We start from the raw sequence: 24,575 nt of genomic DNA, 5'->3' as shown, positions 1-24,575 counted from the left end.
GGAGCAAGGAATGAGCAACACACATTGGGCCAGTGCCCTGTTGGATAATTGGGGAATTCGCGCCGATCTGACACGGTTGGACGGTGAATACGACCTGAACTTTCTGGCGACTGCGTCGGATGGGACCGGGTATATCCTCAAGGCCATGCGGCCCGATTGTGAATCCTGGTTGGTCGACATGCAGATCAAGGCGCTGGACCACATCCGGGCGGTGTCGCCAGAGCTTCCGTTTCCTGCTGTCATTCGCGCCTCTGATCACAGTTCGGTCGTGACACTTGCCGACGACCAGGGGGCACAGCGTCTGGTTTGGGTTCTCGAACGTCTACCAGGTCGCTGCTATGCCCAGACCGAGCCCAAACGTCCTGACCTGATCCATGGGGTTGGCGTCGCTTTGGGCGGGGCTGCCAAAGCGTTGGAAGATTTCGACCACAAAGGTCTGGACCGAGATTTCAAATGGGATCTGATGAACGCCGGGTGGATTGGCGATGATCTGAATGTGGTGATCGACCCCAAACGCCATGCAATCCTAGAGCAAATCCATACCGATTTCACAGCCCTGACATCTGCGTTGGCCCGGCTTCCCAAACAGGCGATCCACAATGATGCCAATGATTACAATATTCTCGTCACAGGGACCCTGAACGAACCGCGCACCATTTCGGGCCTTATCGACCTAGGCGATATGTGCCGCGCACCCCGGATCTGCGACCTTGCGATTGCTGCTGCCTACATCGTGCTGGACCACCCAGCACTCGAAGCCGCGTTGGCCGCGCTGGTGGCCGGGTACCATTCGGCCAACCCGCTAACACCGAATGAAATTGACCTGGTCTGGCCTTTGCTGCGGACCCGCCTGGCTGTCAGCGTGGTGAATTCAACGCTGATGGCAGCGGACAACCCGGACGATCCTTATGTGACGATCTCGCAGGCACCTGCCTGGCGTTTCCTCGAAGCTCAGGACATCAACCCCGCCCTGATCACTGCCCGCCTGCGCGCGGCCTGTGGGCTGCCTGTGGTGGACGGCGCAGATCGGGTAATGGCGTGGGTGAACAACGAGCGCGGTAATTTCGCTCCGCTGATGGGTGAGGATCTGGGCGACGCGCCGCTGGGGTCGCTGTCGGTGGAACACTCCACCTGGCCGCAGAACCCGTTTCACATGCTGCTGGAGGAAGCAGCCCGCGTAGGTGAGGAGTTCGAAGACAATGGCCGCATCTGGCTGGGCTATTACCACGAACCTCGGCTGATCTATGCTGAACCGGCCTTTCGCAAAGGGCCATGGAAGGCCAGCGACCGGCGCACCGTGCATCTGGCGGTCGATGCATTCGCCCCTGCCGAAACGCCAATGTTCGCGCCGCTGCGTGGCGAAGTTTTTGTCGCCGAATATCGCGCCGGTCATCTGGACTATGGCGGGGTGATCATCCTGCGGCATGAAACACCGGATGGAGACCCGTTCTATACGCTCTATGGCCACCTGAACCCCGAATTTCTGGACCAACTGAAACCCGGCGATGTCATCGAAAAGGGCCAGCAGTTCTGCCGTCTGGGAGACCCCACGCAGAATGGTGGCTGGGCCCCGCATGTGCATTTCCAACTTGCGCTGACCACCGAAGGGATCGAGGCGGATTGGCCCGGTGTCGGGGACCCGGACGAGATGTATATGTGGCGCGCAATCTGCCCCAATCCGGCGGCGCTGCTGAACCTCGCTGACGATCTGGTGCGTTATCACCCGACCGACAAGGCGGGAGTACTACAGGACCGCCGCGACCATTTTGGTGGCAACCTCAGCCTCACCTACAATGACCCGGTCATGTTGGTGCGCGGTTGGAAGCATCACTTGTTCGATGAATGGGGCCGCCCTTATCTGGACGCCTACAACAATGTTCCCCACGTGGGTCACGCGCACCCCCGGATCCAATCCGTTGCCGCAGACCAGTTGAAACGGATGAACTCGAACACCCGCTATCTGCACCCTGCCCAGACGGCATTTGCCGACAAGATACTGTCCAAATTGCCAGACCACTTCGAGGTTTGTTTCTTTGTGAACTCGGGAACGGAAGCCAATGAACTGGCCCTGCGTCTGGCCCGTGCACATACCGGTGCGCGCGGGATGGTCACACCCGACCACGGCTATCACGGCAACACCACCGGAACGATCGACATTTCGGCCTACAAATTCAACAAACCCGGTGGAACCGGTCAGGCGGATTGGGTCGAACTTGTCGAAGTAGCGGATGACTATCGCGGGTCATTCAAACGCAACGACCCAGATCGGGCTACCAAGTTTGCCGAGCTTGTGGACCAGGCTATCGAACGTCTCCAGGCCAAAGGACACGGGCTGGCTGGCTTCATTGCCGAAACTTTTCCTTCGGTCGGCGGCCAGATCATTCCGCCTCCGGGCTATCTGGCTGCTGTCTACGACAAAATCCGCGCAGAGGGTGGTGTCTGCATAGCAGACGAAGTCCAGACCGGACTGGGCAGATTGGGGCACTATTATTTTGGTTTTGAACATCAGGGTGCCCTGCCTGATATTGTTGTCATGGGTAAACCGATCGGCAATGGTCATCCACTGGGTGTGCTGGTCACAACCAAAGCCATAGCAGAAAGTTTTGACAACGGGATCGAATTCTTCTCGACCTTTGGGGGATCAACCCTGTCATGCCGCATTGGCAAAGAGGTCCTGGATATTGTCGATGACGAAAACCTTCAGGACAATGCACGCGTCATGGGTGCCAGGCTGATTGATGGACTCGCAACTTTGAAGCAAACACATGCATGTATCGGCGACGTGCGGGGGATGGGGTTGTTTGTCGGAGTGGAGATAGTCAACCCGGATCGGACCGAAGCCACGCAGATCTGTTCCTATGTCAAAAACCGAATGCGCGATTTCCGCATCCTAGTCGGCAGCGAAGGACCCAAGGATAATATCCTGAAAATTCGCCCACCCCTGACAATTGATACCCAAGATGTCGATATGATCCTTTGGGCATTGAACCAGGTACTCTCCGAAGTCACCTGAGGTTTGGACTGTAGGGTGTGTGCTTGCACGCACCCATCACAACAATTGCCTCAGGCAATAAAAAAGGCGATGGGAAAACCCATCGCCTTTTCTTTGGTATTCAGCGTACAAGCAATTAGTTGCTTGCAACAGCTGCGCCAACCAGAACCAGCAGCAACAGCGGCAGCAGGATGCCGCTGGAAGAGCTTGTGGTTTGCTCAACGATAACCGGTGCTTCAACAATAGGCTCAGCAACGTTGCCAGCAAAGGCGGTCGAAGCAGCACCAGTCAGAGCAGCGGCGAGAACGAGTTTTTTCATATTAACCTCCAGAATTCGCGCAGAACAGACGAATCCGTACCACGCACCCAAGACTTACCTCGTATGTTTTTCTTTGCAGCAAAATGGGCTGATTGCAAATGCTTGTTTTCCTAAACACCCGTCTATGCACCGAAATGTCGTCAAATTAGCAACACTTGGGTTCCGACCTTGGCCATCGAGAACAGTTCTGCAATATGTTCATTATATAGACCAATGCAGCCGTTGGACGATCTTCGACCAATTTTGCGCGTGTCGTGTGTGCCATGAATACGGTAGTATTTCCAAGACAGATACAATGCGTGTGTTCCCAAGGGATTGTCTGGCCCCGGAGGAATGAAACTTGGCCATTCCGGATTCCGCTTCTTCATCGACGGTGTCGGCGCCCAGCTGGGTCCCTCGACTTTGCGAATAACACTGGTTCGCCCGCGACGGGTCATTTCTTCGGACAAAGGCACCGACGAAGGATAAAGCTTGTAAACAGATTCATCTGCGGACCAATAGTGCAACGCACGCGACTGAGTATCTACCAAGATCGCTCCGCCCTTCAGCCCGCTAAAGTATGGACGCCAATCCAGGGAACGGAACGACGAAATGTTACGGCGGACCGCTGGCTCCGGCTCTGGCGGCGGGCGCAGCGGGTCGTATTCCTGCGTTTCTTCGACTTCCGAAAGATCCTGCGCCCAAGCAGGTGCGCCGATCAGGGCAGCAGAACCGGCAATAAACTGTCGGCGCGACGGGAATTTGAATTCATTGTGAGACATGTGATAACCAACCTGGGGTCTGAATCCTCGATTACCGGGCATAATATGACCGGAAAGCCGCAGTCGCAAATCAAACCAGCTTGAAGTGTGGCAGTAATTGGCTTGTTGATTTGCGCCGCTCGGAATCGCAGGTTAAGTGAACCTGATACATTGGACAGCAAGGAGCTGAAACTGTGCGGATTATTTCGATTGTTCTGGTCGTTTTCACGGCGCTAGCAGCTTGTACGCCGGTTCCGTCCAGCAACCAACTGGGATCCGACGGTAAACCCCTTCCAAAAGCCTATCGCATTCGGGGCGGCGAAACTGGGAAGCTGCAATTCCGGATTCTCGATTCGGTGAACGCCCTGCGCCAGGCGGCAAACCAATCACCGGTCCAGCTGAATGCTCAGTTGACTGCCGCTGCAGCAACTCACTCTCGCGATATGTCGGTTCAGAACCGCCCGTGGCATTTTGGGTCTGATGGATCGTCTCCGCTCGATCGTGTCGCCCGCGCTGGTTACAATGGACCAATGCTGGGCGAAGTGATTTCTGAAACCTATGAAACCGAATTGGAAACTCTGGCGGCCTGGATGGAAGAACCAGGAACCCGCAGCGTCATTCTGGATGCCAATGCCACGAACATGGGTTTCGCATGGCACCAGGAATCCAGCGGCAAACTGTGGTGGACATTGATTATGGGCGGCTGATCCGCCAACAGCCAATACTTTTAGAAAAGTATTGGCAAAAGTTTTTCAAAACTTTTGCGCGTCACGGCCGGAGTGAAATCAGAGTGCCGTCCTGCACCATGGCATAGATTTCTTCAATTTCGTGGTTTTTGACGGCAATGCAACCAGCTGTCCAATCCGGTGTCTTGCGGGCGCGTTTCAGATCGCGCAACAAGTTTGGTTGCCCATGGATGAAAATTTCGCCTCCAGGCTTTTTGCCGATAGCCTTTGCCTCGGCGATATCTCTGGAATTGGGATAAGAAATCCCAATTGACAGATGAAACGAGCTGTTGGGATTGCGCCGGTCGATCAGGTAGGTACCTTCGGGTGTCTTTCCGTCCCCTTCGATCTTCTTGTCTCCATTGGGCGCAAACCCCAGATCTACCTTGTATTCGCGTAGAATCTTTTCATCATGCATCAGGTACATCTTGCGTGCACCCTTGTTCACCACCACCGATGTCACCTTGGGTCCATTGTAGCGACGAAACTTGCTAGGGCCTCTCGACGCGCCGCATCCCGCCAGAGACAAGGCGGCAATGGCTCCAATTCCAAATACACGTCGTTCCATAACCTGCATCTCAATCCGATTGTTCTGCCCCTTTTCCCTTACTGGGTTTCAGGGTGGGTTCAAAATCACTTCTTTGTCTGAGCACCGGTGTGCTCACTCAAACGCTGTTCGATCGCTTCAAGCCGGCTCAGAACCTCATCCCGGTAGGCGTCGGTTCGCTCGCCATCCTCTTCATGGTGTGCGTCCTGCATCGAATTCACGATCAAACCCACCAACAGGTTCACCACTGCGAATGTCGTAACCATGATGAAAGGCACAAAAAACACCCACGCGTAGGGGTAGATCACCATCACGGGTCGCACGATGCCCATAGACCAACTCTCCAGAGTCATGATCTGGAAAAGCGAATATGCGCTCAGCCCCAGGGTGCCGAACCATTCGGGAAAAGTGCTGGCAAACAGTTTGGTGGCGATCACCGAACCAATATAGAAAATGATTGCCATCAACAGGAACACGCTTCCCATGCCCGGCAGCGCGGTGATGAAACCTTCGACCACGCGTCGCAGCCGTGGAGCCACCGAGATAACGCGCAATACCCGTAGAATCCTGAGCGCCCTGAGAACGGACAGCCCCTGTGCGGCCGGCACCAGCGCGATGCCGACAATCACAAAATCAAACAGGTTCCAGCCGTTGAAAAAGAAACGGACCCTATAGGCAACGAGCTTTAACAGAATTTCGATAACAAAGATCGCCAGGCAGATCTTGTCGAGCAACAGGATCATCTCGCCAAAGCGAGCCATCAAGGTTGGGGACGTCTCCATCCCCAGTAAAACGGCATTGACCAGGATGACTCCGGTGATCAACTGCCCAAAACCCGGTTTTTCCAAAAATCGGATCAGGGCTGAAGTCTTCGAAGGTCTCACGGTTTGTGTCATCAGAACAATCTGTCAATCAAAGCGAAAATGAAGCGGCAAGTTCGGTATGCGCGGACCAGCGGAACTGATCCACTGTTTGCACCCAGTTAAGCGTGTAACCGGCAGATACAAGAGCCTTGGCATCCCGGGCAAACGTCACCGGGTTGCAGCTAACATATGCGATCCTTGCGGTTTGAGCTTTGGCCAGTTCGGCAATCTGTGCTTCTGCCCCGGCGCGAGGCGGGTCAATCACCGCTGCTTCGAATGGTGCGCCAAATGGGTTCAGTTCGTCCGGCAATACCGGTCTGCGAAACAGATCCCGGGTCTCCGAGGTTACCTGCTTCAATCCTTGCGCCATCCGCCAGCCAGCGTCCAATGCACGGATCATATTGGCGTCGCCTTCAACGGCGTGAACCTGGGCCGTGCGCGCCAAAGGCAAAGAGAAGGTTCCGCAACCCGCAAACAAATCAACAATACGCCGCGCACCCTGGGTGACTTCTTCCACAGCATGCAACAATGCGGCCTCGCCGTCTCGGGTGGCCTGGAGAAAGGCACCGGGAGGTGGGCAAACGCGGGCATCGCCAAATGGCTGTGTCGGAGGGCGCTCCATCCCGATCAGTTCGTCATCCCAGGCCAGGCGCGCCAGACTGTATTTGTCGACCAGCATCGCCAACTGCTGTCGCAGCTCGCTATCCAATGGTTTGCCGTGTTGGACCAACACATCCAAACCGATGTCGGACTGGGTCACGGTCACTGCCAAGGGTGTTTTGCGGCTGGCTCCGAAAATGGCCAGATCTTCGGCCACTGGAATAGCCCCCATCAAAACCGGCTCCAACAACTGGCAGTCGGAAATTTCGGTGATCACATCTGTCGCCCGGCCATGAAATCCAACCAAAGCGCCTTTTTTTGTTCGACGGGCTGCCAGAGTTGCCCGACGACGGCTGTGTGGTGGCGATGTGTGGATCGGTCGCATTTCGGTTTCCAATCCCTGCGCGGCCAGGGCGTGGCGTACGATGTCCAGTTTCCACGCTGCAACAAATCCGTCGTCGGCATGTTGCAATTGGCACCCGCCGCAGGATTTGTAATGGCGACAGGGGGCGGCTACGCGGTGTTCGGACGGCGTTTCAATCCGGATATCGGTCAGCTGGGTACCTTTGGCGAAACCGCTAACGATTTCACCCGGCAGGGTGCGCGGTGCAAACAAGGGACCATCGGCGACGCCGTCGCCTTGATGTCCCAAACGATTGATTGTGACTGTGGTGTTCATGGCCGCTCAATAGCCTGACTTGGCAGCTGGAGAAAGAGCGGAAACCTCATTCAGCAGCTTCGACGTCAGCGTCGGTTTTAATGAACCCGCCAGATTGGCGATGCCAGAACTGGGCGTACAGCCCGCCTTGGACCAATAATGTTTCGTGACTGCCTTCTTCGACAATGCGACCGTTGTCCAGCACAATGATCCGGTCCATTTCGCTGAGCGTCGACAAACGGTGCGCAATGGCCAAAACGGTTTTGCCCTGCATCACCCGGTGCAATGCCGTCTGAATACTGGCTTCGACCTCGGAATCCAATGCCGAGGTCGCTTCGTCCAGCACCAGAACCGGAGCGTCTTTGAGGATCGCGCGGGCCAATGCAATCCGCTGTCGTTGACCACCCGACAATTTGACACCGCGCTCACCCAGATGCGCATCATAGGCCTGGCGTCCCTGTCCATCCTGCAATCCACAAATGAACTCATGCGCTTCGGCCTTTTTCGCAGCAGCGATAACCTCGGCCTCAGACGCATTGGGCCGGCCATACAAGATATTGTCCCGCGCTGAACGATTGAACATCGCGGTTTCCTGGGTAACCATGCCGATCTGACGGCGCAGGCTGTCCTGAGTGATGGTCGAAATATCCTGATCATCAATCAGAATTCGGCCATTTTCTCCTTCATAGAGCCGCAGCAAAAGCGAAACCAGTGTCGATTTACCCGCTCCTGACGCGCCGACAATACCCAGCTTTTCACCCGGAGCAATGGTCAGAGAAATGTCCTGAACCCCGCCGATGTCCCGCCCATAGGCAAAACCGGTGTTCTCGAACCGGATCTCTCCTCCCGCGACCTTCAGGTCCGGTGCGTTTTCAGAGTCTTCTATGCGGCGTGCAGGTGCCAGGGTGCGCATGCCATTCTCTACCTCGCCGATATTCGCGTACATGCCCATCAGCGTAAAGCTGACCCAGCCAGTCATCTGAGCGATGCGAATTGCAACATTCCCAATCGCTGCAATGTCCCCAGCGGTTGCCATTCCGTTGCGCCACAACAGCAATGTGGCTCCGATCAGTAATACCGGCAGGACTCCGGCCAGCGCCATCAGGAGAAACCGAAAGGACGCTGCCATCGCACCAAATTCCAGCGCGCGCTCCCGGTAGGTCACCATGGCATCACGGGCGGCAATGTCTTCGTGGTTTGCAGACGCAAACAGCTTGACCGTCTTGATATTGGTAATGGTATCGACCACCTGCCCGGTCACAGTTGCGCGCGCGCCGGCCCGCGCCGCCGAGCGTTTTCGAATCCGCGGCAAATACCAGCGGATCAGAAAGAAATAGATCGCCAACCAACCGATAAACGGCAGCACTACATATGGATGAATCGATCCAAGAAGTGCCAAGGCGCCAACCAGAGACGCCAGCGAAAACACGATGGCGCTGATGATCTCGGATACCACCGATGCCACGGCATTCGATGTCTGCACCTGTTTCTGCGCGATCCGCCCCGCGAAATCATCGTCGAAATAGGTCACCGATTGACCCAACGTCCACCGATTCAGTTTGGCCAACACCAAAGGCATCACATTGGGCATGACCACATAGTTGTTGAACAGCGCCGACATCCCGAACAACGCCGGGCGCAACAGCATGAAAAAGGCCACAGCCGCAATCATCATTCCGACATTGCGCGGATCAAAAAACCCGTCAGTCCCGGTCGCCACCGCAGTGTCAATCACCTGCCCCAGGATCCAGGCAGTTCCCGCTTCCATCGCGCCAGCCGAAGCAGAAAAGAAGGCTGCCACAAACAGGATCGGCCAGGCCCCCTTCAAGGCCCAGCGCAGGAATGCGCCCAGAGTTTCCGGTGGAGGGGTGTGGTCCGATCCAAACGGGTTGATCAGGTGGCCCAGCCTCATTCAGCGGCCTCCGGATTGAGGAACCCGCCAGATTGACGTGCCCAAAATTGCGAATACAGACCCTGAGCGCCCAGCAACTCGGAATGGTTGCCCTCTTCCACGATCCGACCCTGGTCCATCACCAGAATTCGGTCCATCTGGGCGATCGTCGACAATCTATGCGCAATGGCTATCACGGTTTTCCCCTGCATCATGCCATAAAGCGTGTCCTGAATGGCGGCCTCGACTTCACTATCTAAAGCCGAAGTTGCCTCATCCAAGAGCAGAATTGGTGCATCTTTCAGAATGACCCGCGCCAGAGTGACCCGCTGACGTTGTCCACCGGAAAGTTTCACCCCGCGCTCGCCCACATGGGCGTCATAGCCGCTGCGCCCCTGTGGATCCTCAAGGTCCAGAATGAATTCATGGGCTTCTGCCTGACTGGCAGCACCCAGCATTTCAGCCTCTGTCGCATCGGGGCGGCCATACAGGATGTTGTCACGCACTGACCGATGCAACAGCGAACTGTCCTGCTGCACCATGCCAATGTGGCTGCGCAGACTGTCCTGGGTCACGGCGCGCAGGTCCTGCCCATCAATCAGGATTTGCCCCCGATCCACGTCATAAAAGCGAAGCAACAGTTTGACCAAGGTCGATTTCCCGGCACCTGACCTGCCGATCAAACCAATCTTTTCACCCGGTCGTATGGTCAGGTTGATCTGATCCAGACCGCCAGCCTCGCGCCCATAATGATGGGACAGATTGCGCAGTTCGATTTTGCCCTCTGTCAGACGCAACGGTTCTGCATTGGCTGCATCCACCAGGTCGATAGGCTGAGCAATGGTCTCCATCCCTTCGGCCACAACACCCAGTTGGCGGAAGAACGTGGTGAGCGCCCACATGATCCAGCCGGTCATCGCGTTCAATCGCAGGGTCAACGCCGTTGCCGCCGCTACCACCCCGACCGAGGCCGATCCCTGCATCCACAGGGCAATTCCCCACCCAACAACGCCGACGATCAACAAACCATTCAATGTCACCAGAACCGCGTCCATGATCGTATAGATCCGCATTTCGGCCTGGAACGTCTTGCGGGTGCCCTCTATGGCCTCTTTCGCAAAACTCAGCTCGCGATTGTGGTGGGCGAACATTTTGACCGAATGAATATTTGAATAGCTATCGACCACCCGTCCAGTCACCGTTGACCGCGCATCAGAGGCGGCCTTGGAGGCCGGACCAACCCGTTTGACCGTCCATTTGGTCAGAAGCGCATACAACCCAAACCAGATTACCAACGGTACCAATAGACGTGGATCTGCCGCCATCAGCAGGATTGCCGCCCCGATCAGATAAGCCAAAGCAAAAGTAATGGCGTCAAACACTTGGAACACCACTTCGCCAGCGGCCGGAGGTGTTTGCATGATCCGGTTGGCGATCCGCCCGGCAAAATCATTTTCAAACCACCCCACCGACTGGCGCAGCACATGTTTATGCGCCCGCCATCGGATCAAGGTGCCAAAGTTGGGCAGGATCGTATTGTTGAGCAACAGCACGTCAAACAACTGTAATGCGGGCCGCACCGTCAGAATTAATACAGCCAGAACAATCAACTCCGTGCCGTATTCGGCCCAGACCTGCGCCGGTTCACCTGACAAAAGGTCAACCACCCGCCCCATGTAATAGATCAGGCCGATTTCAATCGCCGCCACAATCACCGACATGATGGCAGTCAGCCAAAAGATGCGTTTGAACGGCTGTGCATAATCGCGCAAAAACGGCCACAACCGCGTTGGCGGCGTGTCGGATTCGACGTAGTCACAATAGGGGTCGATCAGATTTTCGAAAAAGCGAAACATTGGGGTGCTCCAAAGTGCGAGCATAGTGAAATGCAAATGAGTTTTCAGGGCAGCGCCAAAGGCCCCCCGAACCAAACGGGCAGGGTCTCAGGCGTTATTGAAACCAGATCCCGTAATACATTAGCATTCCTCCCAATACGTACGATTGCCTCAAAGAGGTAAAACAGATTCGCCGTTTTGTCACCCCCCGACAATTTGACGTAGGGTCAGCCAAGCGTTCCCACCAACTGATCACGGTCCAGGGTGAACCCGCTGTCAATCCAGGTCCGTTCAAGCGATTTCAGCGCGCGACCCAATTCTGGACCTGTCATTTCCGGCATCAGATCACGGGCCGACACAGGAAATGTCGCGCCTGCCCCTAATGCGATATCTGTCTCGACTTCAGGTGATATCGGTTGTTCCATCAAGGCGGCACGCAGCAACATCGCATCACGCGCATGGTCATGACCCAGCTTATACCCCAGCTCGGCCGCACCCTGAGAACCGACGGCAGCCTCTCGCAACATGCGTAATTCGGTGAACTGCTGTTTGGACAGGCGTAAATCCTTGGCAATCTCCGGATCGCCCAGCGCGACCAAACGACGAATTGGATTTGTTGGAGCTTCTCCTTCCAAATGTACAAGAATGGCCAGCGCCCGGTCATCTGACCCCGGCAGGATCTGAGCGAGCACGCCGCTTTGACGCATCGCAGCAACCGATAGGGCCGGATCCCGCGCGCCCAGTAATTTTAGCACCTCCGACCCAACCCGTTCCCGGGACAGCTGTGCCAGCCCATCCAGATTGGCAGAGATCGCAGCCAGTGCTTCGGGGTCAATTCCCGCCTGCGGATCACCGTACCAGGCGTGAAACCGAAAATATCGCAACGAGCGCAGGTAATCTTCGCGAATTCGGTTTTCACCGTTTCCTATGAAACGCACCCTGCGCGCATTCAGATCGGCCAGCCCGCCTAGCGGGTCAACGATCTCGCCATCCGGGCGGGCATAGATCGCATTCATAGTGAAATCACGGCGCCGGGCATCTTCGGCAATATCTGTGGAATACGCGACCACAGCGCGCCGACCATCTGTAAGAACATCACGACGAAATGTGGTGACTTCGAACGGAACCCCGTGTTCGATCAACGTCACTGTACCATGATCAATCCCTGTCGGAACTGCCCGGATTCCGGCGCGTTTTGCCAATGCAATAACAGTTTCAGGCTGCGCATCTGTGGCAATGTCCAGGTCGGAAACCGGTTGATCCAACAGGGCATTGCGCACGCATCCGCCCACAAACAGTGCCTGCGCCCCTTCAACAGTCAAGGCCGCGCAAACGGTTTGCGTCGCCGTGTCCGTCAGCCAAGGTTGATCAATCCGTGTCATTCCGCAATCCGTGCCGCCAACCCCCGCAACATGCGAGCCGTGGCCCCCCAGATGTAATAAGGCCCGAACGGAACAGTAAAGTAATAGCGCCGTGTCCCCCTCCAGATCCGAGATTCGATCAGGTAATTGGCCGGGTTCGTCAGATGTGACAGCGGTACCGAGAATACTTCGTCCACTTCACCGGGTTCAGGAACAACTTCAAACGTCTGGGTGATCAGCGCGACAACCGGTGTTACATTGAACCCTGTAACCGTCTCATGTTGCGGCAGGTGTCCGATGACTTGCGGCACGGTTTCGGGCAGACCAATTTCTTCGCGTGCCTCACGCAGCGCCGCGGCAATCACATCCCGATCCCCGTCATCCTGCTTGCCTCCGGGAAAGGCAATCTGCCCAGGATGATGTTTTAGAGCCGATGACCGTTTGGTCAGAATCACCCGTGGCTCCCCATGCGCCACACTAACCGGAATCAAAACCCCGGCCGGACGCAGCCTGCGCCCCTCGGGCAGCACGGTGTCAGGGTTCAAATCGAAATCCGAAGATCCCTCTCCCGGCTGACCCAGCGCAGCCTGCAATGTCCGGGCGAGATCATTCACCCTCGGGTGTCTCCGCCTCAAAGCCGACCGATTTCGGATCCAGGACGTAATGTGCTCCGCAGAACTGACAGTCTGCTGTGACGTCCCCGTCATCCGTTGTCATCGTTGCGATATCCTTTGCCGAATAGATCGACAGGCTTTGACGCACTCGGTCTTCAGAACAGGTACATCCAAATCGAACCGGTTGCGCATCATAAACCCGCGGCTGCTCCTCGTGAAACAGGCGTACCAGCAGGTCAATGGGCGGTACCGAGGGTCCGATCAGTTCCAGGTCCTCGACCGTATTCAGCAGAACGTTGACACGGTTCCAGTTTTCTTCTTGTTCGCCTGACACCAGATCCGCTGGTTTCAGTTGATCCCCGTCCCCATCATTTGCTGCCACAAACGGCGACGCTTTGGGCAAGGTCTGCAACATAATGCCGCCGGCACGCCAATGCTCCTGTCCACCTGCTTCTGTGGATTTGCCAAAGCTGAGAGAGAACCGTGTCGGCAATTGTTCAGATTGGGCAAAATAGGCCTCGGCGCAATTGCTCAGCGATTCACCGGTCAGCGCAGTGATCCCCTGGTAGGGTTTGGTACCCTTGCCCTGGTCGATCATGATGGCGAAATAACCTTCGCCGACCTGCGCGATCGGCACCGCGTCAGTCAGCCGGTCAGCATCATAGCTGGCATAGGCCCTGATCTGGGCCGGTTCACCGTCGACTTGAGGCGCATAGTAATCGGTGGCAATCATGCGCACCGCACCTTTGGACTGCACTTGCAGCGACAGCTTCCAACGCAAATCTATGGTTTGCCCGATCAGCGCCGTCAGCACAGCCATCTCGGCAACCAATGCTTCGACGGTTGCAGGGTAGTCGTGTTGTTTGAGGATGCCATCAAGAACACCGTCGAGACGCGCAATGCGCCCGCGCATGTCAGAGACATCAAGCTGGAAAGGCAGGACTGTATCGTCCCACGCGATTTTTGATCCGAAAGTCATGGGGTTTCCTTACACGCCCAGGATTGGCATATCGAGCCTATATAGGGCTCGTGACAGCGGATGGAAGAGGGTAGCACGTGATCAGACGATTTGGAGAGCCGCCACAGGCGGACAAAACCTATAATCGCCGCCCCGGAGCCTATGCTCTGTTGCCTCGGGACGGGAAATTACTTTTGACCTGCTACTATGATCCAAACCCGGATTTGCAGCTGCCGGGTGGAGGTGTGGACCCAGGCGAATCACCGATATTGGCCCTCCACCGGGAGGTACGTGAAGAAACCGGCTGGTCGATTACAACGCCCAAATGGTTCGGTGTGTTCCGCCGTTTCGTCTATATGCCGGAATATGACCTATGGGCAGAAAAGATCTGCAACATCTATCTGGCCCGCCCTTTGGTTCGTCGTGGGCCGCCCAGTGAACCAGACCACGAAGCGGTTTGGTTGGACATCGATCAGGCCTCGGCAGCGCTTGGCAATGCCGGAGACCGATATTTTGCGCATCGTCTTCTGAACGCGGGATCTATCTGATCGCTCCTGACCCGCGCTGTGATGTTCAATCTCCAGCATCGGTTTTCTATATGGTCATTCATCCGGCGTGGTTCTGCACAACACATCGCATCCATACATCATGACGATCAGTTGAAAACGCATTACCTACGCCATGGGTGTCCATTGCATCGTTTTATCCAAGCGGATGATTGCGCCTGTAGGTGCACCAGGGTGGATCGACGCAAATCATGTTCGGATCAAGCCCCATTGTATTCGAACAAAGTGGCTGAAACATCATCTTCCATACCAAATTCTTGCGATTGAACCTGTGTCAAATTCCAGAACAGATCGTCCAGAAACTCCTGCCCGGACTGTCGGGACTGGCATTGCTGGATCAAGTCCAACAAACCTTCTGGTTCCAACATCTCTCCGTTTTGCAGCCGAGCTTCGGTGAATCCGTCGGAATACAGCAACAACCGATCTCCCGGTTTCAGATGGATATCTATCTGCGAGTAAGGGATATCGGGGATCAAACCTATTGGCACACCGCCATCGCCAACAAATTCAGCTGTTCCGTCCAGCCGCAAAATTACCGGATGCGGGTGGCCAGCCTGGACCATTTTTACATGCCCGTTTCGCAAATCAGCGATACAATAAGCCATTGTAAAATATTCTTCTATTCCCGCATCCGCGACCAATCTTGCGTTCAACATGCTGGCAACTTCGCTGGGCTGGCGCAGGGCATAAAAGCGATTGAACCGCTTTTCCATGGCAACATTCTGATCAAAATACTGAGAAGACAGATATCCACCCAACCGGGCCGTCATCATCGCCGAAGTGATACCATGTCCAGACACGTCAATATTGTAGAACCCCAACCGGTTCACACCCGGTGAAAACATCCCAACCAAGTCACCTCCGATGTGCCCACAGGGTTTCAAAAGCAGGCTTACCTGGGACGTTCCAAATTCTCGCGACAACTCTGGGACCAGAGATTCCTGGATCTTGCGCGCCTGGATCAGATCCTTGTCAATCGCATCATAGACCCGCTGCAATTCCCCCAAGGTTTCAGAGACCATCCGGTTCTTTTCGGATAGCTCGCGCTCCATACTGAGAATTCGCGCACCCGCGGCGATTCGGGCTCTCAATTCATCCGAATTTACAGGTTTGGTCAAAAAGTCGTCCGCACCGGCATCCAGCCCCTGGGCAACTTCGCCCTTGCCGCTCTTGGAGGTGAAAAGGATAAAATAACAATAGGCCTGAGACGGCATGGCCCGCAGCGCCCGGCAAAATTCCAGCCCCGTCATCCCCGGCATCATCCAATCGCTCAATACCAGGTCCGGGAGGCTGTGTTCACAGATTTGGAGCGCTGCTTCGCCACTTTCTGCCTCGACAACTTCGAATCCCCATTTGCGCAGAGACGACACCAGAATGCGTCGCTGCAACCGGCTATCATCCACGACCAGAACCCGGCGAATAACCATGTCGTCGGGCATGGTTGTCGTCTGAAGTGAACTGCTGGACGGCACTGTAGAAACCTCATGAACAAAAGATCCGGAAAACACCCGGCTCAGTCCAATATTCGCGCCATCACTTAACATGTCGTGAAAAGCAAAAAGTAATCCCGTGAAATTGTTCCTTTAACCTTTGGTTTACGCCTCGTTCCTAGGGTCCAATTTTCTATGGTTGGGTTCAAAGGGAACAAGTGATGATACATTGGGCACGTATCAGTGAGTTACGCGAAGAAGTTGGAGCGGAGGATTTCGAGGAGATCATCGAAATCTTTCTCGAAGAGGTGGAGGAAGTGATCGGGAGGCTCAAACAGGGCGCAGACCTGCACTCGCTGGAACAGGATCTGCATTTCCTTAAGGGGAGTGCGTTAAACCTTGGATTCGAAGGGTTTTCCAAGCTCTGTCAGGACGGCGAAACACAATCTGCACAGGGCCAGGCCACCAACGTCGATCTGCAATCCATCCTTGCAACATATGAAGAATCCAAGGGGCAATTCATGACAGAATTACCCGCCAAATTCGGCTGAAGGCATCCCTCGGAACAAGATGCCGATCAGATCACGAACTGGGCCATGGTTTCGTCATTTGTGATGTCGGAATAGGTAAAACCAGCCTCTTGGAGATGGGCAAACAGGCGAACAAAGTTCTCTGGTTTTCTGGTTTCGATCCCGATCAATACCGACCCGAAGTTGCGCGCGGATTTTTTCATGTATTCGAACCGGGCAATATCGTCTTCCGGACCCAGAATTCCCAGAAATTCCTTGAGCGCACCGGGGCGTTGCGGCAAGCGCAGGATCAGGTATTTTTTGACACCCGAATACCGCAATGCGCGTTCCTTGACCTCGGGCAGACGTTCAAAGTCAAAATTTCCACCAGATGTGACGCAAACCACCGTGCGCCCGCGAATCCAGGATTGCAGATCACCCAATGCCTCGATGGCCAATGCCCCAGCTGGCTCCAACACGATGCCTTCGACATTTAACATCTCGGCAATCGTCGTGCAGATCCGGTCTTCTCCAAGTGTTAGAACATCCGACAACGGTACATGTTTGAGATGATCAAACGGCTGTTGCCCGATCCGGCCCACAGCAGCCCCATCACAAAAGGTATCTACGTGATCCAATGTCACCGGGTGCCCCGCAGCCAAAGCGCCGCGCAGGCAGGCCCCGCCAGCTGGTTCAACAAACACGCAATGGGACCGTTCCCCGAACCATCGCGATACACCGGATGACATGCCACCACCCCCAACAGGCAGGATCACATGATCGGGAACCCCGCCCAGTTGCTCTTCGATTTCAACAGCAATCGACGCCTGACCTTCAATGACATCTGTATCGTCAAACGGAGACAAAAAGTGTCCCCCTTCACGTGCACACCACTCCTGGGCGGATGCCAAAGTATCGTCAAAATAGTCTCCGGTCAGGTGGATCTCGACATGTTCGCCACCAAACATTCTTGTTTTCTGGATTTTTTGTTTGGGTGTCGTCACCGGCATAAAGATCACACCGCGCACACCCATATGCTTGCACATAAAGGCCACACCCTGCGCATGGTTGCCAGCGCTGGCACATACAAACAATTCCTGATCCGGCAATTTGCGCATCGCGTTGAATGCACCACGGATCTTGTAGGACCGCACCGGGCTCAGATCTTCGCGTTTCAGCCAGATATCGGCACCAAACCGGTCGGACAAATGCACATTACGTTGTAACGGAGTGCGTTCGAAAACGTCTCGCATGGCCTTTTCGGCGGAGCGGGCACGGGTCATGAATTCAGTCATGTCACTTCACTGGCCCAACCCCGCCCACAAGGCAAGAGGCTGGACCAAAGCATACATAAGAATACCGTCAGTTGATTGGCCGATCTTGAATGAAATGTCCGTACATCGTCGTCAACAGGCTGACATTCACCAACATCAGGACCAGCGCGACACACCATTGCACGACCAGGGCAGCAATCGGCAAAACTGCCGCAATCAGCCGAATTGCCACGTCCAGACCAACTTGGGTCATCATAACCAATACCAACATGAGGATTATCGCACCAGACGCCCCACGTGTCTTGTCCCATGCCTCGCGCATAGACAACGGATCTCCAATCGCGGCAGCGGGCAATAACAAAAACCAGCGGTAACCGGTCACCACAACAAAGAAAGCCCCCAGTACAAACAGCAGTGCTCCAATCGGACCCAACAGGAATGCCAACCCCAACGGCACCAACATCACCGCCATTGCCAGACCAATCATCAGAGATTTTCCGAAATAGGTTAGAATGCGATCTAACCGCAGCGGTGGAATCCATCCTGTCGGATACTCTTCGAGCAGGACATAGCGGTGCCAGTTCACAAAGATCCAAAGGGTAAAAAACACGGAAATGCATGCAAACAGCAATAGTCCGCCAATGTTGATCTGTCCGTTCTCAAACGCCGTTCTCATCATCTGTTCATTCCCCAGCATATCCAGGGACAAACCGGTTGACGAGGTCAAAACAGTGGACAGGATTGCCATCAAAACGATGGGCACCAATCCGATCTGCAGAGCTGGGTGCAGATTTCTCAGAACCATCTGCACGGAATGCAGAAAGATATGCCAACCTTTCATATCGAATGCCTTCTCAAAAAACTGATACAGTTGACCCAGCTTTAACGCCCGATTGCCGCGACAAAAACCCCATGATCTTGCTCTCGGCTTGAAAACCGGCTATCGCCCCGTCGATCTACCTGAGAGGAAATTCCATGTCCGCGCCCAAGAAAGTTGTTCTGGCCTATTCTGGCGGCCTAGATACGTCGATCATTCTGAAATGGTTGCAGACCGAATATGGCTGCGAAGTTGTCACCTTTACCGCCGACCTCGGTCAGGGCGAAGAGCTGGAGCCCGCTCGCCAAAAGGCTGAGCTTCTGGGGATCAAACCGGAGAACATCTTTATCGAAGATGTGCGCGAAGAGTTCGTGCGCGATTTCGTCTTCCCCATGTTCCGCGCCAATGCGGTGTATGAGGGCCTGTATCTGCTGGGCACATCAATCGCCCGTCCGCTGATCTCGAAACGTCTGGTGGAAATCGCCGCCGCCACCGGCGCCGATGCGGTTGCCCATGGTGCCACGGGCAAGGGCAACGATCAGGTACGTTTCGAACTGGCCGCCTATGCGTTGAATCCCGACATCAAGGTGATTGCGCCCTGGCGTGAATGGGATCTGACGTCGCGCACCCGCCTGCTGGAGTTCGCCGAACAGAACCAGATCCCGGTCGCCAAGGACAAACGTGGCGAAGCGCCGTTTTCGGTCGACGCCAACCTGCTGCACACCTCGTCCGAGGGCAAAGTTCTGGAAGATCCGGCCGTGGCCGCACCCGACTATGTCTATCAGCGCACCGTGCACCCCGAAGACGCCCCGAACGAGCCCGAATTCATCGAAATCGGTTTCGAAAAGGGGGACGCGGTCAGCATCAACGGCGAAGCAATGAGCCCGGCCACCATCCTGACCAAACTGAACGAACTGGGCGGCAAGCACGGCTGTGGACGTCTGGACCTTGTCGAGGGCCGGTTTGTCGGGATGAAATCCCGCGGTATCTACGAAACCCCCGGCGGCACCTTGTTGCTCGAAGCGCATCGCGGCATCGAATCCATCACCATGGATCGCGGCGCTATGCACCTCAAAGATGAGCTGATGCCGAAATTCGCCGAGCTGATCTACAACGGCTTCTGGTACAGCCCGGAACGCGAGATGCTGCAGGCCGCGATTGATGTGTCCCAGGCGCATGTCACCGGCACCGTACGTCTGAAGCTGTATAAAGGGTCCGCGACCTGCGTGGGCCGCTGGTCGGATCATTCGCTCTACTCCGAAGCGCACGTCACCTTTGAAGAAGACGCCGGCGCCTACGACCAGACCGACGCCGCAGGTTTCATCCAGCTGAACGCGCTGCGCCTGAAACTGCTGGCCGCGCGTAACAAGCGCGTTGGTGGCTGAATGGCTCCCCTGACGTAACCCCCAGTTACGTCACCCATTGAGAATTCACAGATGCCCGCCAAAGTGATCGGCGGGCATTTTCATTTTCCGGGGCAAAGGGAGCTGACATCATGGAAGACATCGCCAGGGGTATTCAGGACGAGTTGTCCGGCAAAGCTTTTGACGGCTCACTGAAGTTCGACTGCGGCGAAGATGGCGTGATCGTCCTGGCCGACAACACCGCCAGCACTACCGATCAGAATACCGACTGCACCCTGCGCCTATCACGCGCCAATCTGGAAAAGCTGCTGACTGGCCAGCTGAACCCGATGACCGCAGTGATGATGGGCAAAATCAAGGTGTCCGGCGACATGGGCGTCGCCATGAAGCTAGGGCAATTGCTGGGGTAAAACGAAGGAAAAGGCCACAACTGTGATCGGCACAGTGTCTTGTCAGGACAGACTGTTGCCTACGGCAGTCTTAAGGCACCTATCTGCATGTAGGTGCTCAAATGCTCACGACTCATTCGGTCCGAGTCGAGTCCTTTTTTCTGTATATTTTGGGTATGCTAGTGAGATACCCAAAATGAAGTAGAGGGATCCTCAACACATCCCTTGAAAACAGGTCAACCTCCTTTGCAGCGCGCGTCAGGGCCGCCCGTCCGCAAACTGGATCAGATCCCACAGCGTGCCATAAAGATCCTTGAACACTGCCACGGTGCCATAGGGCTCTTCTTGCGGGTCGCGTACGAATTCGATGCCTTCTGCACGAAACGCCTCATAATCGCGCCAGAAATCATCGGTTCCCAGAAACAGGAACACCCGGCCCCCGGCCTGATCGCCAACATAGCGGTCCTGATGATCGTCCGAGGCCTGAGCCAGAAGAATTGAACAGCCGTCGCTCCCCGGTCGTACCACCACCCAACGTTTATCCTGTTCGGGCTGATAAGTGTCCTCGACCAACTCAAAGCCCAGCTTTCCAACGTAAAACGCTATAGCTTCATCATAGTCGCGCACCACCAGGGCAACATGGATCAACGTTCGGATCATCGTACTTCCTGCTTCTTTCTGGTCAAAATACCTCGGGGTGAATTGGCCAACGGCCAAGAGGGGCAGCCCCCCTTTTGCAATCCTAAAGCTTTTGCGCTTTCATCTTTTCATAGAATGGCATGGCGGCTTTCAGAACCATTTTCAAATCTTCCGGTACCTCGGGCAGCGACCCTTCAGGGTCCGCAAACCCCGAAGAGTTCCACACCGCTCCATACCAATGCACGGCCCACACCCCATCATCCTTGTGTCCGCCTTTGGGCCATTCCAGCATCTCTGGTGAAAACGGCAGATCGATCACGTCACACAGCTTTTCCAACATTTCATGTGGGTTATCGCGAATATCGTGGCTATCGATCACGACAGGCGTCTGACCCCAGCTTGTGACCAGATCGAACAACTCGGCCTGCTGCCGGAATCCTATGTCGCCCAGCGTCGGGTTCTCCCGTTTCGCAGCATAAGATGCGATCACCCGCGCCGGGTGCCGGATCAGAAACACATTCGTCAAATGCCGCATCCAATCGCGGGGCACGCCATCAATCATATGCTGAGTCATATGTTTTTGATAAAAATGTGGCTTGTCCGCCGGTTTTGCGGTTTCCAGATAGGACGCGACCGCGATCGGGTCTTGCGACTGGCTTTCCAGAATCTCGTCGCGCATTGGGTGGTTCAATCCGGTCTTCGCCAGATAGGCCGCATAGAACGGCTCATCTACTACTGCGCAATCGGACCGGTTTCCAAAGGCATACATCATCGCGGTCGATAGGTTCCGCGGCCCGGACCACATGGCAATCCGCATCAGGCACACTCCTCTTGGATCAGGGATTTGTACAGCTGCCGGATCCGCTCTGTCATCGGGCCCATCTGCCCTGTTCCGATGACACGCCCATCAATGTCGCCCACCGGGGTCTGCGCACCAAAGGTGCCGGTCAGGAACGCCTCGTCTGCACCATAGGTGTCTACGAGGGAAAAGTTTCGCTCATGCACCGGGATGCAATGAGCGCGGCACAGATCGATTACTTTTTGGCGAGTGATGCCGTTCATGCAGTAATCACCAGTCGAGGTCCAAACCTCGCCCTTGCGCACAATAAAGAAGTTACAGGCGTTTGTGGTATTCACAAATCCATTGACGTCCAACATCAATGCTTCGTCCGCACCAGCTTTTTCGGCTGCTATGCAGGCAATGATGCAGTTCAGTTTGGAATGCGAATTCAATTTCGGATCCTGGCTCATCGGTAGACCACGCACATGGGGTACCGTCGCCAGCCGGATTGGGCGCGGCAACTTGGGCTGTGAATGTTCCATGATAATCACGAATGTCGGGCCCTGCTGCGACAACTGCGGATGCTGGAACGGGCGGGTTTTGACCCCGCGTGTCACCATCACTCTGGCATGGGCGTCCGTTGTCATCCCATTGGCATTTTGTGTCTCTAACAAGGCGGTTTTGACACCAACCCGATCCAGACCAATGTCCAGGTCAATTGCCTTGGCTGCCTCAAACAACCGATCCAGATGTTCATCCATGAACGCCCAGGTGCCGTTGTATAGGCGCAACCCTTCCCAGACCCCGTCCCCCAGCATGAACCCGCTGTCATACACACTGACGGTCGCCTCAGATTTGGGTACGACGCGTCCGTTCAGATAGATCAAGATATCTTCGTTGCGGGCATCTTCTTTGGCTTGGTGCGTGCTCATCTTGTCGGTCATGAGATCCTCCTTGCGGCGGCACGCTAGGTGGATTGGATCCAATTTCCAAGTGGTAAAACACGATCACCACTGCGTGACCTTGCACGTCTGAGAATTGCCAGTGTCCCGTGTCTGATCCAACCTGCCAGAAAATGGAGTCGGATATGCAGCTGAGCGAAACACTGAAGCCTTTGGCCCTAACGATTCTAATGGGTCTGGCCAGCATCCTGGATGCACAGGACGCTCAGGCCAAGTCGCCCGAAGCGCTCACCGTGGCCGGGGGTTGCTTCTGGTGCGTTGAAAGCGATTTCGAAGGGGTGCCCGGTGTAATCGGGGCCGTGTCCGGATATACCGGTGGGAAGACCGGCAATCCGACCTACAAGGACGTCACCAAAGGCGGGACAGGGCATTACGAAGCTGTTCAGATTACCTTTGATGCAGATCAGGTCAGTCGTGAAACCCTGTTGTCGCTGTTTCTGAGATCAGTGGATCCAACCGATGCAGGCGGACAGTTTTGTGATCGCGGAGAAAGCTATCGAACGGCGATTTTTGTCTCCAATAGTCAGGAAAAGTCGCTGGCGGATCAAGCTATCGCACAAGCACAGAAGGATTTGGGACAAGCCATTGTGACACCTGTTCTGTCCAGCGCCCCATTTTACGAAGCCGAAGACTATCATCAGGACTATTACAAGGGGACCAATCTGGTGTTCACCCGGTTTGGGCCAAAACGTCAGGCCGCTGCTTACAAACGGTACCGCCAGGCCTGTGGCAGGGACAAGCGCGTACGGGAATTATGGGGTGAGGCCGCGCCTTTTGCCAAAGGGTACTAAAGGGGCGCTGCCCCTCTTGGCCTTTGGCCAATTCACCCCGAGGTATTTTTGACCAGAAAGAAGCACATTCAGATCATCAGAAACGGGCGTCAAGCACGTCCTTGAGATCTGGAATAACGTCTGCGGTACCATGGCGCGTTACCATCAGTGCTGCAGCACGATTGGCCTGGGCCATGGCATTGACCATTGGCAGACCACGATCCAAACCCGACAAGATATACCCAGTGAACGTATCGCCGGCACCTGTGGTATCCACAGCCGTTACGGGAAGCGCGGGAATATCATGAATCACGCCCGTATTGCCATCTATGTGGCGGGCACCACGGGCACCCAGGGTCATGATCACATCAGACACGCCCAGCGCATCCGGTGTTTTTCCCGTGGATCGTTCCAGTTGCGCCGCTTCAACTTGATTCAGTATCAGGAAATCAAGGTAAGGGAGCACGGCCTGAACCGCCACTTCATCAAATGGCGCAGCAGCATAACAAACTTTTAACCCCAAACCTCGGGCCATTCGTGCAGCGTCAACCTGCAGGTTTGTTTCGTTCTGCATGACAAGAATATCGCCCGCATTCGCCTGAGTTAGAGCCTGTTTCAAAGAGTTCTGGTCTATCTTCTGATTGGCTCCTGAATACAGGATGATCTGATTTTCCCCCTGTTGATCTACTGCAATGATTGCATGACCGGTAGGAACGTCAATCTGCGCGATATGTCGGGTGTCGACCCCATATTCCGTAAGACGATCGACAGCCCATTTACCATCCGGTCCGACGGCACCAATATGGTGCGCGAGGGATCCGGCACGGGCGGCTGCCACGGACATGTTGGCTCCCTTGCCACCAAGAAACTGATCCAACTCCGTCGCGGCCAAAGTTTCACCTGCTGTCGGCAGGTGCGGCATAGTATACACCATGTCCGCATTGATCGAGCCGAGGTTCCAGATCGCCATG

Annotated in this window: 24 protein-coding genes; 7 read left to right on the top strand and 17 right to left on the bottom strand. The window is 55.3% G+C overall.

Annotation, left to right across the window (positions count from 1 at the left end; translation table 11 throughout):
- Positions 1-10: 10 nt before the first annotated feature.
- Positions 11-3,013 carry an aminotransferase class III-fold pyridoxal phosphate-dependent enzyme gene (locus QEZ52_RS01500; protein ID WP_406647353.1) on the top strand — a complete coding sequence of 1,001 codons (3,003 nt, stop codon included), beginning with the start codon at positions 11-13 and terminating at the stop codon, positions 3,011-3,013.
- Positions 3,014-3,128: 115 nt separating this feature from the next.
- Here the strand turns inward: QEZ52_RS01500 and QEZ52_RS01495 are convergent, their stop codons facing one another.
- Both QEZ52_RS01495 and QEZ52_RS01490 read right to left on the bottom strand, forming a co-directional pair.
- On the bottom strand, positions 3,129-3,311 hold the full coding sequence (locus QEZ52_RS01495) for a hypothetical protein (protein ID WP_406647351.1): 183 nt from the start codon (positions 3,309-3,311) through the stop codon (positions 3,129-3,131).
- A gap of 140 nt (positions 3,312-3,451) precedes the next feature.
- Entirely contained in the window at positions 3,452-4,072 is a 621-nt protein-coding gene (locus QEZ52_RS01490) for a L,D-transpeptidase (RefSeq protein WP_406647349.1), read from the bottom strand.
- Between the two features lie 173 nt (positions 4,073-4,245).
- On the opposite strand from QEZ52_RS01490, the gene QEZ52_RS01485 reads away from it, so the two are divergent.
- Positions 4,246-4,758 carry a CAP domain-containing protein gene (locus QEZ52_RS01485; RefSeq protein ID WP_406647347.1) on the top strand — a complete coding sequence of 171 codons (513 nt, stop codon included), beginning with the start codon at positions 4,246-4,248 and terminating at the stop codon, positions 4,756-4,758.
- A 61-nt stretch (positions 4,759-4,819) separates the two neighbouring features.
- Here QEZ52_RS01485 and QEZ52_RS01480 read toward each other — a convergent pair whose 3' ends face one another.
- The 8 genes from QEZ52_RS01480 to QEZ52_RS01445 all read right to left on the bottom strand — a co-directional run bounded on the left by QEZ52_RS01480 (position 4,820) and on the right by QEZ52_RS01445 (position 14,124).
- Entirely contained in the window at positions 4,820-5,344 is a 525-nt protein-coding gene (locus QEZ52_RS01480) for a murein L,D-transpeptidase family protein (RefSeq protein WP_406647345.1), read from the bottom strand.
- Between the two features lie 65 nt (positions 5,345-5,409).
- Complete coding sequence (locus tag QEZ52_RS01475; protein ID WP_406647343.1) at positions 5,410-6,207, bottom strand: ion transporter; 798 nt, start codon at positions 6,205-6,207, stop codon at positions 5,410-5,412.
- Positions 6,208-6,235: 28 nt separating this feature from the next.
- Positions 6,236-7,465, bottom strand: a complete 1,230-nt coding sequence (locus QEZ52_RS01470; RefSeq protein WP_406647341.1) for a class I SAM-dependent RNA methyltransferase — start codon at positions 7,463-7,465, stop codon at positions 6,236-6,238.
- Between the two features lie 46 nt (positions 7,466-7,511).
- Positions 7,512-9,356 carry an ABC transporter ATP-binding protein gene (locus QEZ52_RS01465; RefSeq protein WP_406647338.1) on the bottom strand — a complete coding sequence of 615 codons (1,845 nt, stop codon included), beginning with the start codon at positions 9,354-9,356 and terminating at the stop codon, positions 7,512-7,514.
- Entirely contained in the window at positions 9,353-11,191 is a 1,839-nt protein-coding gene (locus QEZ52_RS01460) for an ABC transporter ATP-binding protein (protein WP_406647335.1), read from the bottom strand. The genes QEZ52_RS01465 and QEZ52_RS01460 overlap by 4 nt, the downstream gene beginning before the upstream one ends.
- A 206-nt stretch (positions 11,192-11,397) precedes the next feature.
- A complete protein-coding gene (locus QEZ52_RS01455; RefSeq protein ID WP_406647332.1) occupies positions 11,398-12,552 on the bottom strand; it encodes a CCA tRNA nucleotidyltransferase in 1,155 nt (384 codons plus the stop codon).
- Positions 12,549-13,145, bottom strand: a complete 597-nt coding sequence (locus tag QEZ52_RS01450; protein WP_406647331.1) for a CoA pyrophosphatase — start codon at positions 13,143-13,145, stop codon at positions 12,549-12,551. The genes QEZ52_RS01455 and QEZ52_RS01450 overlap by 4 nt, the downstream gene beginning before the upstream one ends.
- The gene (locus QEZ52_RS01445; RefSeq protein WP_406647329.1) at positions 13,138-14,124 is read right to left on the bottom strand and encodes an Hsp33 family molecular chaperone HslO; all 987 of its coding nucleotides are present in this window, start codon (positions 14,122-14,124) and stop codon (positions 13,138-13,140) included. Before QEZ52_RS01445 ends, QEZ52_RS01450 begins: the two co-directional genes overlap by 8 nt.
- A 77-nt stretch (positions 14,125-14,201) precedes the next feature.
- On the opposite strand from QEZ52_RS01445, the gene QEZ52_RS01440 reads away from it, so the two are divergent.
- Positions 14,202-14,651, top strand: a complete 450-nt coding sequence (locus tag QEZ52_RS01440; protein WP_406647327.1) for an NUDIX hydrolase — start codon at positions 14,202-14,204, stop codon at positions 14,649-14,651.
- Between the two features lie 218 nt (positions 14,652-14,869).
- On the opposite strand, the gene QEZ52_RS01435 is transcribed toward QEZ52_RS01440, so the two are convergent.
- The gene (locus tag QEZ52_RS01435; RefSeq protein ID WP_406647325.1) at positions 14,870-16,108 is read right to left on the bottom strand and encodes a PP2C family protein-serine/threonine phosphatase; all 1,239 of its coding nucleotides are present in this window, start codon (positions 16,106-16,108) and stop codon (positions 14,870-14,872) included.
- A gap of 212 nt (positions 16,109-16,320) precedes the next feature.
- Between QEZ52_RS01435 and QEZ52_RS01430 the strand changes: the two genes are divergently transcribed.
- On the top strand, positions 16,321-16,650 hold the full coding sequence (locus QEZ52_RS01430; protein ID WP_406647323.1) for an Hpt domain-containing protein: 330 nt from the start codon (positions 16,321-16,323) through the stop codon (positions 16,648-16,650).
- Positions 16,651-16,676: 26 nt separating this feature from the next.
- Here the strand turns inward: QEZ52_RS01430 and ilvA are convergent, their stop codons facing one another.
- Positions 16,677-17,903, bottom strand: coding sequence for a threonine ammonia-lyase IlvA (gene ilvA / locus QEZ52_RS01425; RefSeq protein WP_406647321.1), 1,227 nt, complete (start codon positions 17,901-17,903; stop codon positions 16,677-16,679).
- 67 nt (positions 17,904-17,970) lie between these two features.
- Positions 17,971-18,723 (bottom strand): hypothetical protein, encoded by a 753-nt coding sequence (locus QEZ52_RS01420; protein ID WP_406647319.1) that lies wholly within the window; start codon positions 18,721-18,723, stop codon positions 17,971-17,973.
- A gap of 134 nt (positions 18,724-18,857) precedes the next feature.
- On the opposite strand from QEZ52_RS01420, the gene QEZ52_RS01415 reads away from it, so the two are divergent.
- Together QEZ52_RS01415 and QEZ52_RS01410 are read left to right on the top strand one after the other, a co-directional pair.
- Positions 18,858-20,084, top strand: a complete 1,227-nt coding sequence (locus QEZ52_RS01415) for an argininosuccinate synthase (protein WP_406647317.1) — start codon at positions 18,858-18,860, stop codon at positions 20,082-20,084.
- Between the two features lie 107 nt (positions 20,085-20,191).
- Positions 20,192-20,473, top strand: a complete 282-nt coding sequence (locus QEZ52_RS01410; protein ID WP_406650605.1) for an SCP2 sterol-binding domain-containing protein — start codon at positions 20,192-20,194, stop codon at positions 20,471-20,473.
- Positions 20,474-20,710: 237 nt separating this feature from the next.
- Here QEZ52_RS01410 and QEZ52_RS01405 read toward each other — a convergent pair whose 3' ends face one another.
- The 3 genes from QEZ52_RS01405 to QEZ52_RS01395 form a co-directional block, all read right to left on the bottom strand.
- Positions 20,711-21,112 carry a VOC family protein gene (locus QEZ52_RS01405; protein WP_406647315.1) on the bottom strand — a complete coding sequence of 134 codons (402 nt, stop codon included), beginning with the start codon at positions 21,110-21,112 and terminating at the stop codon, positions 20,711-20,713.
- Between the two features lie 82 nt (positions 21,113-21,194).
- The gene (locus QEZ52_RS01400; RefSeq protein ID WP_406647313.1) at positions 21,195-21,908 is read right to left on the bottom strand and encodes an HAD family hydrolase; all 714 of its coding nucleotides are present in this window, start codon (positions 21,906-21,908) and stop codon (positions 21,195-21,197) included.
- Positions 21,908-22,816, bottom strand: a complete 909-nt coding sequence (locus QEZ52_RS01395; RefSeq protein WP_406647311.1) for a D-amino acid aminotransferase — start codon at positions 22,814-22,816, stop codon at positions 21,908-21,910. Before QEZ52_RS01395 ends, QEZ52_RS01400 begins: the two co-directional genes overlap by 1 nt.
- A gap of 143 nt (positions 22,817-22,959) precedes the next feature.
- On the opposite strand from QEZ52_RS01395, the gene msrA reads away from it, so the two are divergent.
- A complete protein-coding gene (gene msrA / locus QEZ52_RS01390) occupies positions 22,960-23,625 on the top strand; it encodes a peptide-methionine (S)-S-oxide reductase MsrA (protein WP_406647309.1) in 666 nt (221 codons plus the stop codon).
- 76 nt (positions 23,626-23,701) lie between these two features.
- On the opposite strand, the gene QEZ52_RS01385 is transcribed toward msrA, so the two are convergent.
- Complete coding sequence (locus QEZ52_RS01385; protein WP_406647307.1) at positions 23,702-24,574, bottom strand: ribokinase; 873 nt, start codon at positions 24,572-24,574, stop codon at positions 23,702-23,704.
- Position 24,575 lies beyond the last annotated feature (1 nt).

It is taken from the genome of Aliisedimentitalea scapharcae (assembly GCF_045277565.1).
GTDB lineage: Bacteria > Pseudomonadota > Alphaproteobacteria > Rhodobacterales > Rhodobacteraceae > Aliisedimentitalea > Aliisedimentitalea scapharcae.
This window is presented reverse-complemented; position numbering and strand designations above follow the sequence as displayed.

Excerpts from the sequence above, each read along its gene's own strand:
- QEZ52_RS01465 (WP_406647338.1), bottom strand. The coding sequence starts at position 9,356 with ATGAGGCTGGGCCACCTGATCAACCCGTTTGGATCGGACCACACCCCT.
- QEZ52_RS01435 (WP_406647325.1), bottom strand. The coding sequence starts at position 16,108 with ATGCCCGACGACATGGTTATTCGCCGGGTTCTGGTCGTGGATGATAGC.
- QEZ52_RS01460 (WP_406647335.1), bottom strand. The coding sequence starts at position 11,191 with ATGTTTCGCTTTTTCGAAAATCTGATCGACCCCTATTGTGACTACGTC.
- QEZ52_RS01385 (WP_406647307.1), bottom strand. The coding sequence starts at position 24,574 with ATGGCGATCTGGAACCTCGGCTCGATCAATGCGGACATGGTGTATACT.
- QEZ52_RS01470 (WP_406647341.1), bottom strand. The coding sequence starts at position 7,465 with ATGAACACCACAGTCACAATCAATCGTTTGGGACATCAAGGCGACGGC.
- QEZ52_RS01500 (WP_406647353.1), top strand. The coding sequence starts at position 11 with ATGAGCAACACACATTGGGCCAGTGCCCTGTTGGATAATTGGGGAATT.
- QEZ52_RS01420 (WP_406647319.1), bottom strand. The coding sequence starts at position 18,723 with ATGAAAGGTTGGCATATCTTTCTGCATTCCGTGCAGATGGTTCTGAGA.
- QEZ52_RS01415 (WP_406647317.1), top strand. The coding sequence starts at position 18,858 with ATGTCCGCGCCCAAGAAAGTTGTTCTGGCCTATTCTGGCGGCCTAGAT.
- QEZ52_RS01395 (WP_406647311.1), bottom strand. The coding sequence starts at position 22,816 with ATGACCGACAAGATGAGCACGCACCAAGCCAAAGAAGATGCCCGCAAC.
- msrA (WP_406647309.1), top strand. The coding sequence starts at position 22,960 with ATGCAGCTGAGCGAAACACTGAAGCCTTTGGCCCTAACGATTCTAATG.
- QEZ52_RS01490 (WP_406647349.1), bottom strand. The coding sequence starts at position 4,072 with ATGTCTCACAATGAATTCAAATTCCCGTCGCGCCGACAGTTTATTGCC.
- ilvA (WP_406647321.1), bottom strand. The coding sequence starts at position 17,903 with ATGACTGAATTCATGACCCGTGCCCGCTCCGCCGAAAAGGCCATGCGA.
- QEZ52_RS01405 (WP_406647315.1), bottom strand. The coding sequence starts at position 21,112 with ATGATCCGAACGTTGATCCATGTTGCCCTGGTGGTGCGCGACTATGAT.
- QEZ52_RS01480 (WP_406647345.1), bottom strand. The coding sequence starts at position 5,344 with ATGGAACGACGTGTATTTGGAATTGGAGCCATTGCCGCCTTGTCTCTG.
- QEZ52_RS01445 (WP_406647329.1), bottom strand. The coding sequence starts at position 14,124 with ATGACTTTCGGATCAAAAATCGCGTGGGACGATACAGTCCTGCCTTTC.
- QEZ52_RS01400 (WP_406647313.1), bottom strand. The coding sequence starts at position 21,908 with ATGCGGATTGCCATGTGGTCCGGGCCGCGGAACCTATCGACCGCGATG.
- QEZ52_RS01495 (WP_406647351.1), bottom strand. The coding sequence starts at position 3,311 with ATGAAAAAACTCGTTCTCGCCGCTGCTCTGACTGGTGCTGCTTCGACC.
- QEZ52_RS01455 (WP_406647332.1), bottom strand. The coding sequence starts at position 12,552 with ATGACACGGATTGATCAACCTTGGCTGACGGACACGGCGACGCAAACC.
- QEZ52_RS01430 (WP_406647323.1), top strand. The coding sequence starts at position 16,321 with ATGATACATTGGGCACGTATCAGTGAGTTACGCGAAGAAGTTGGAGCG.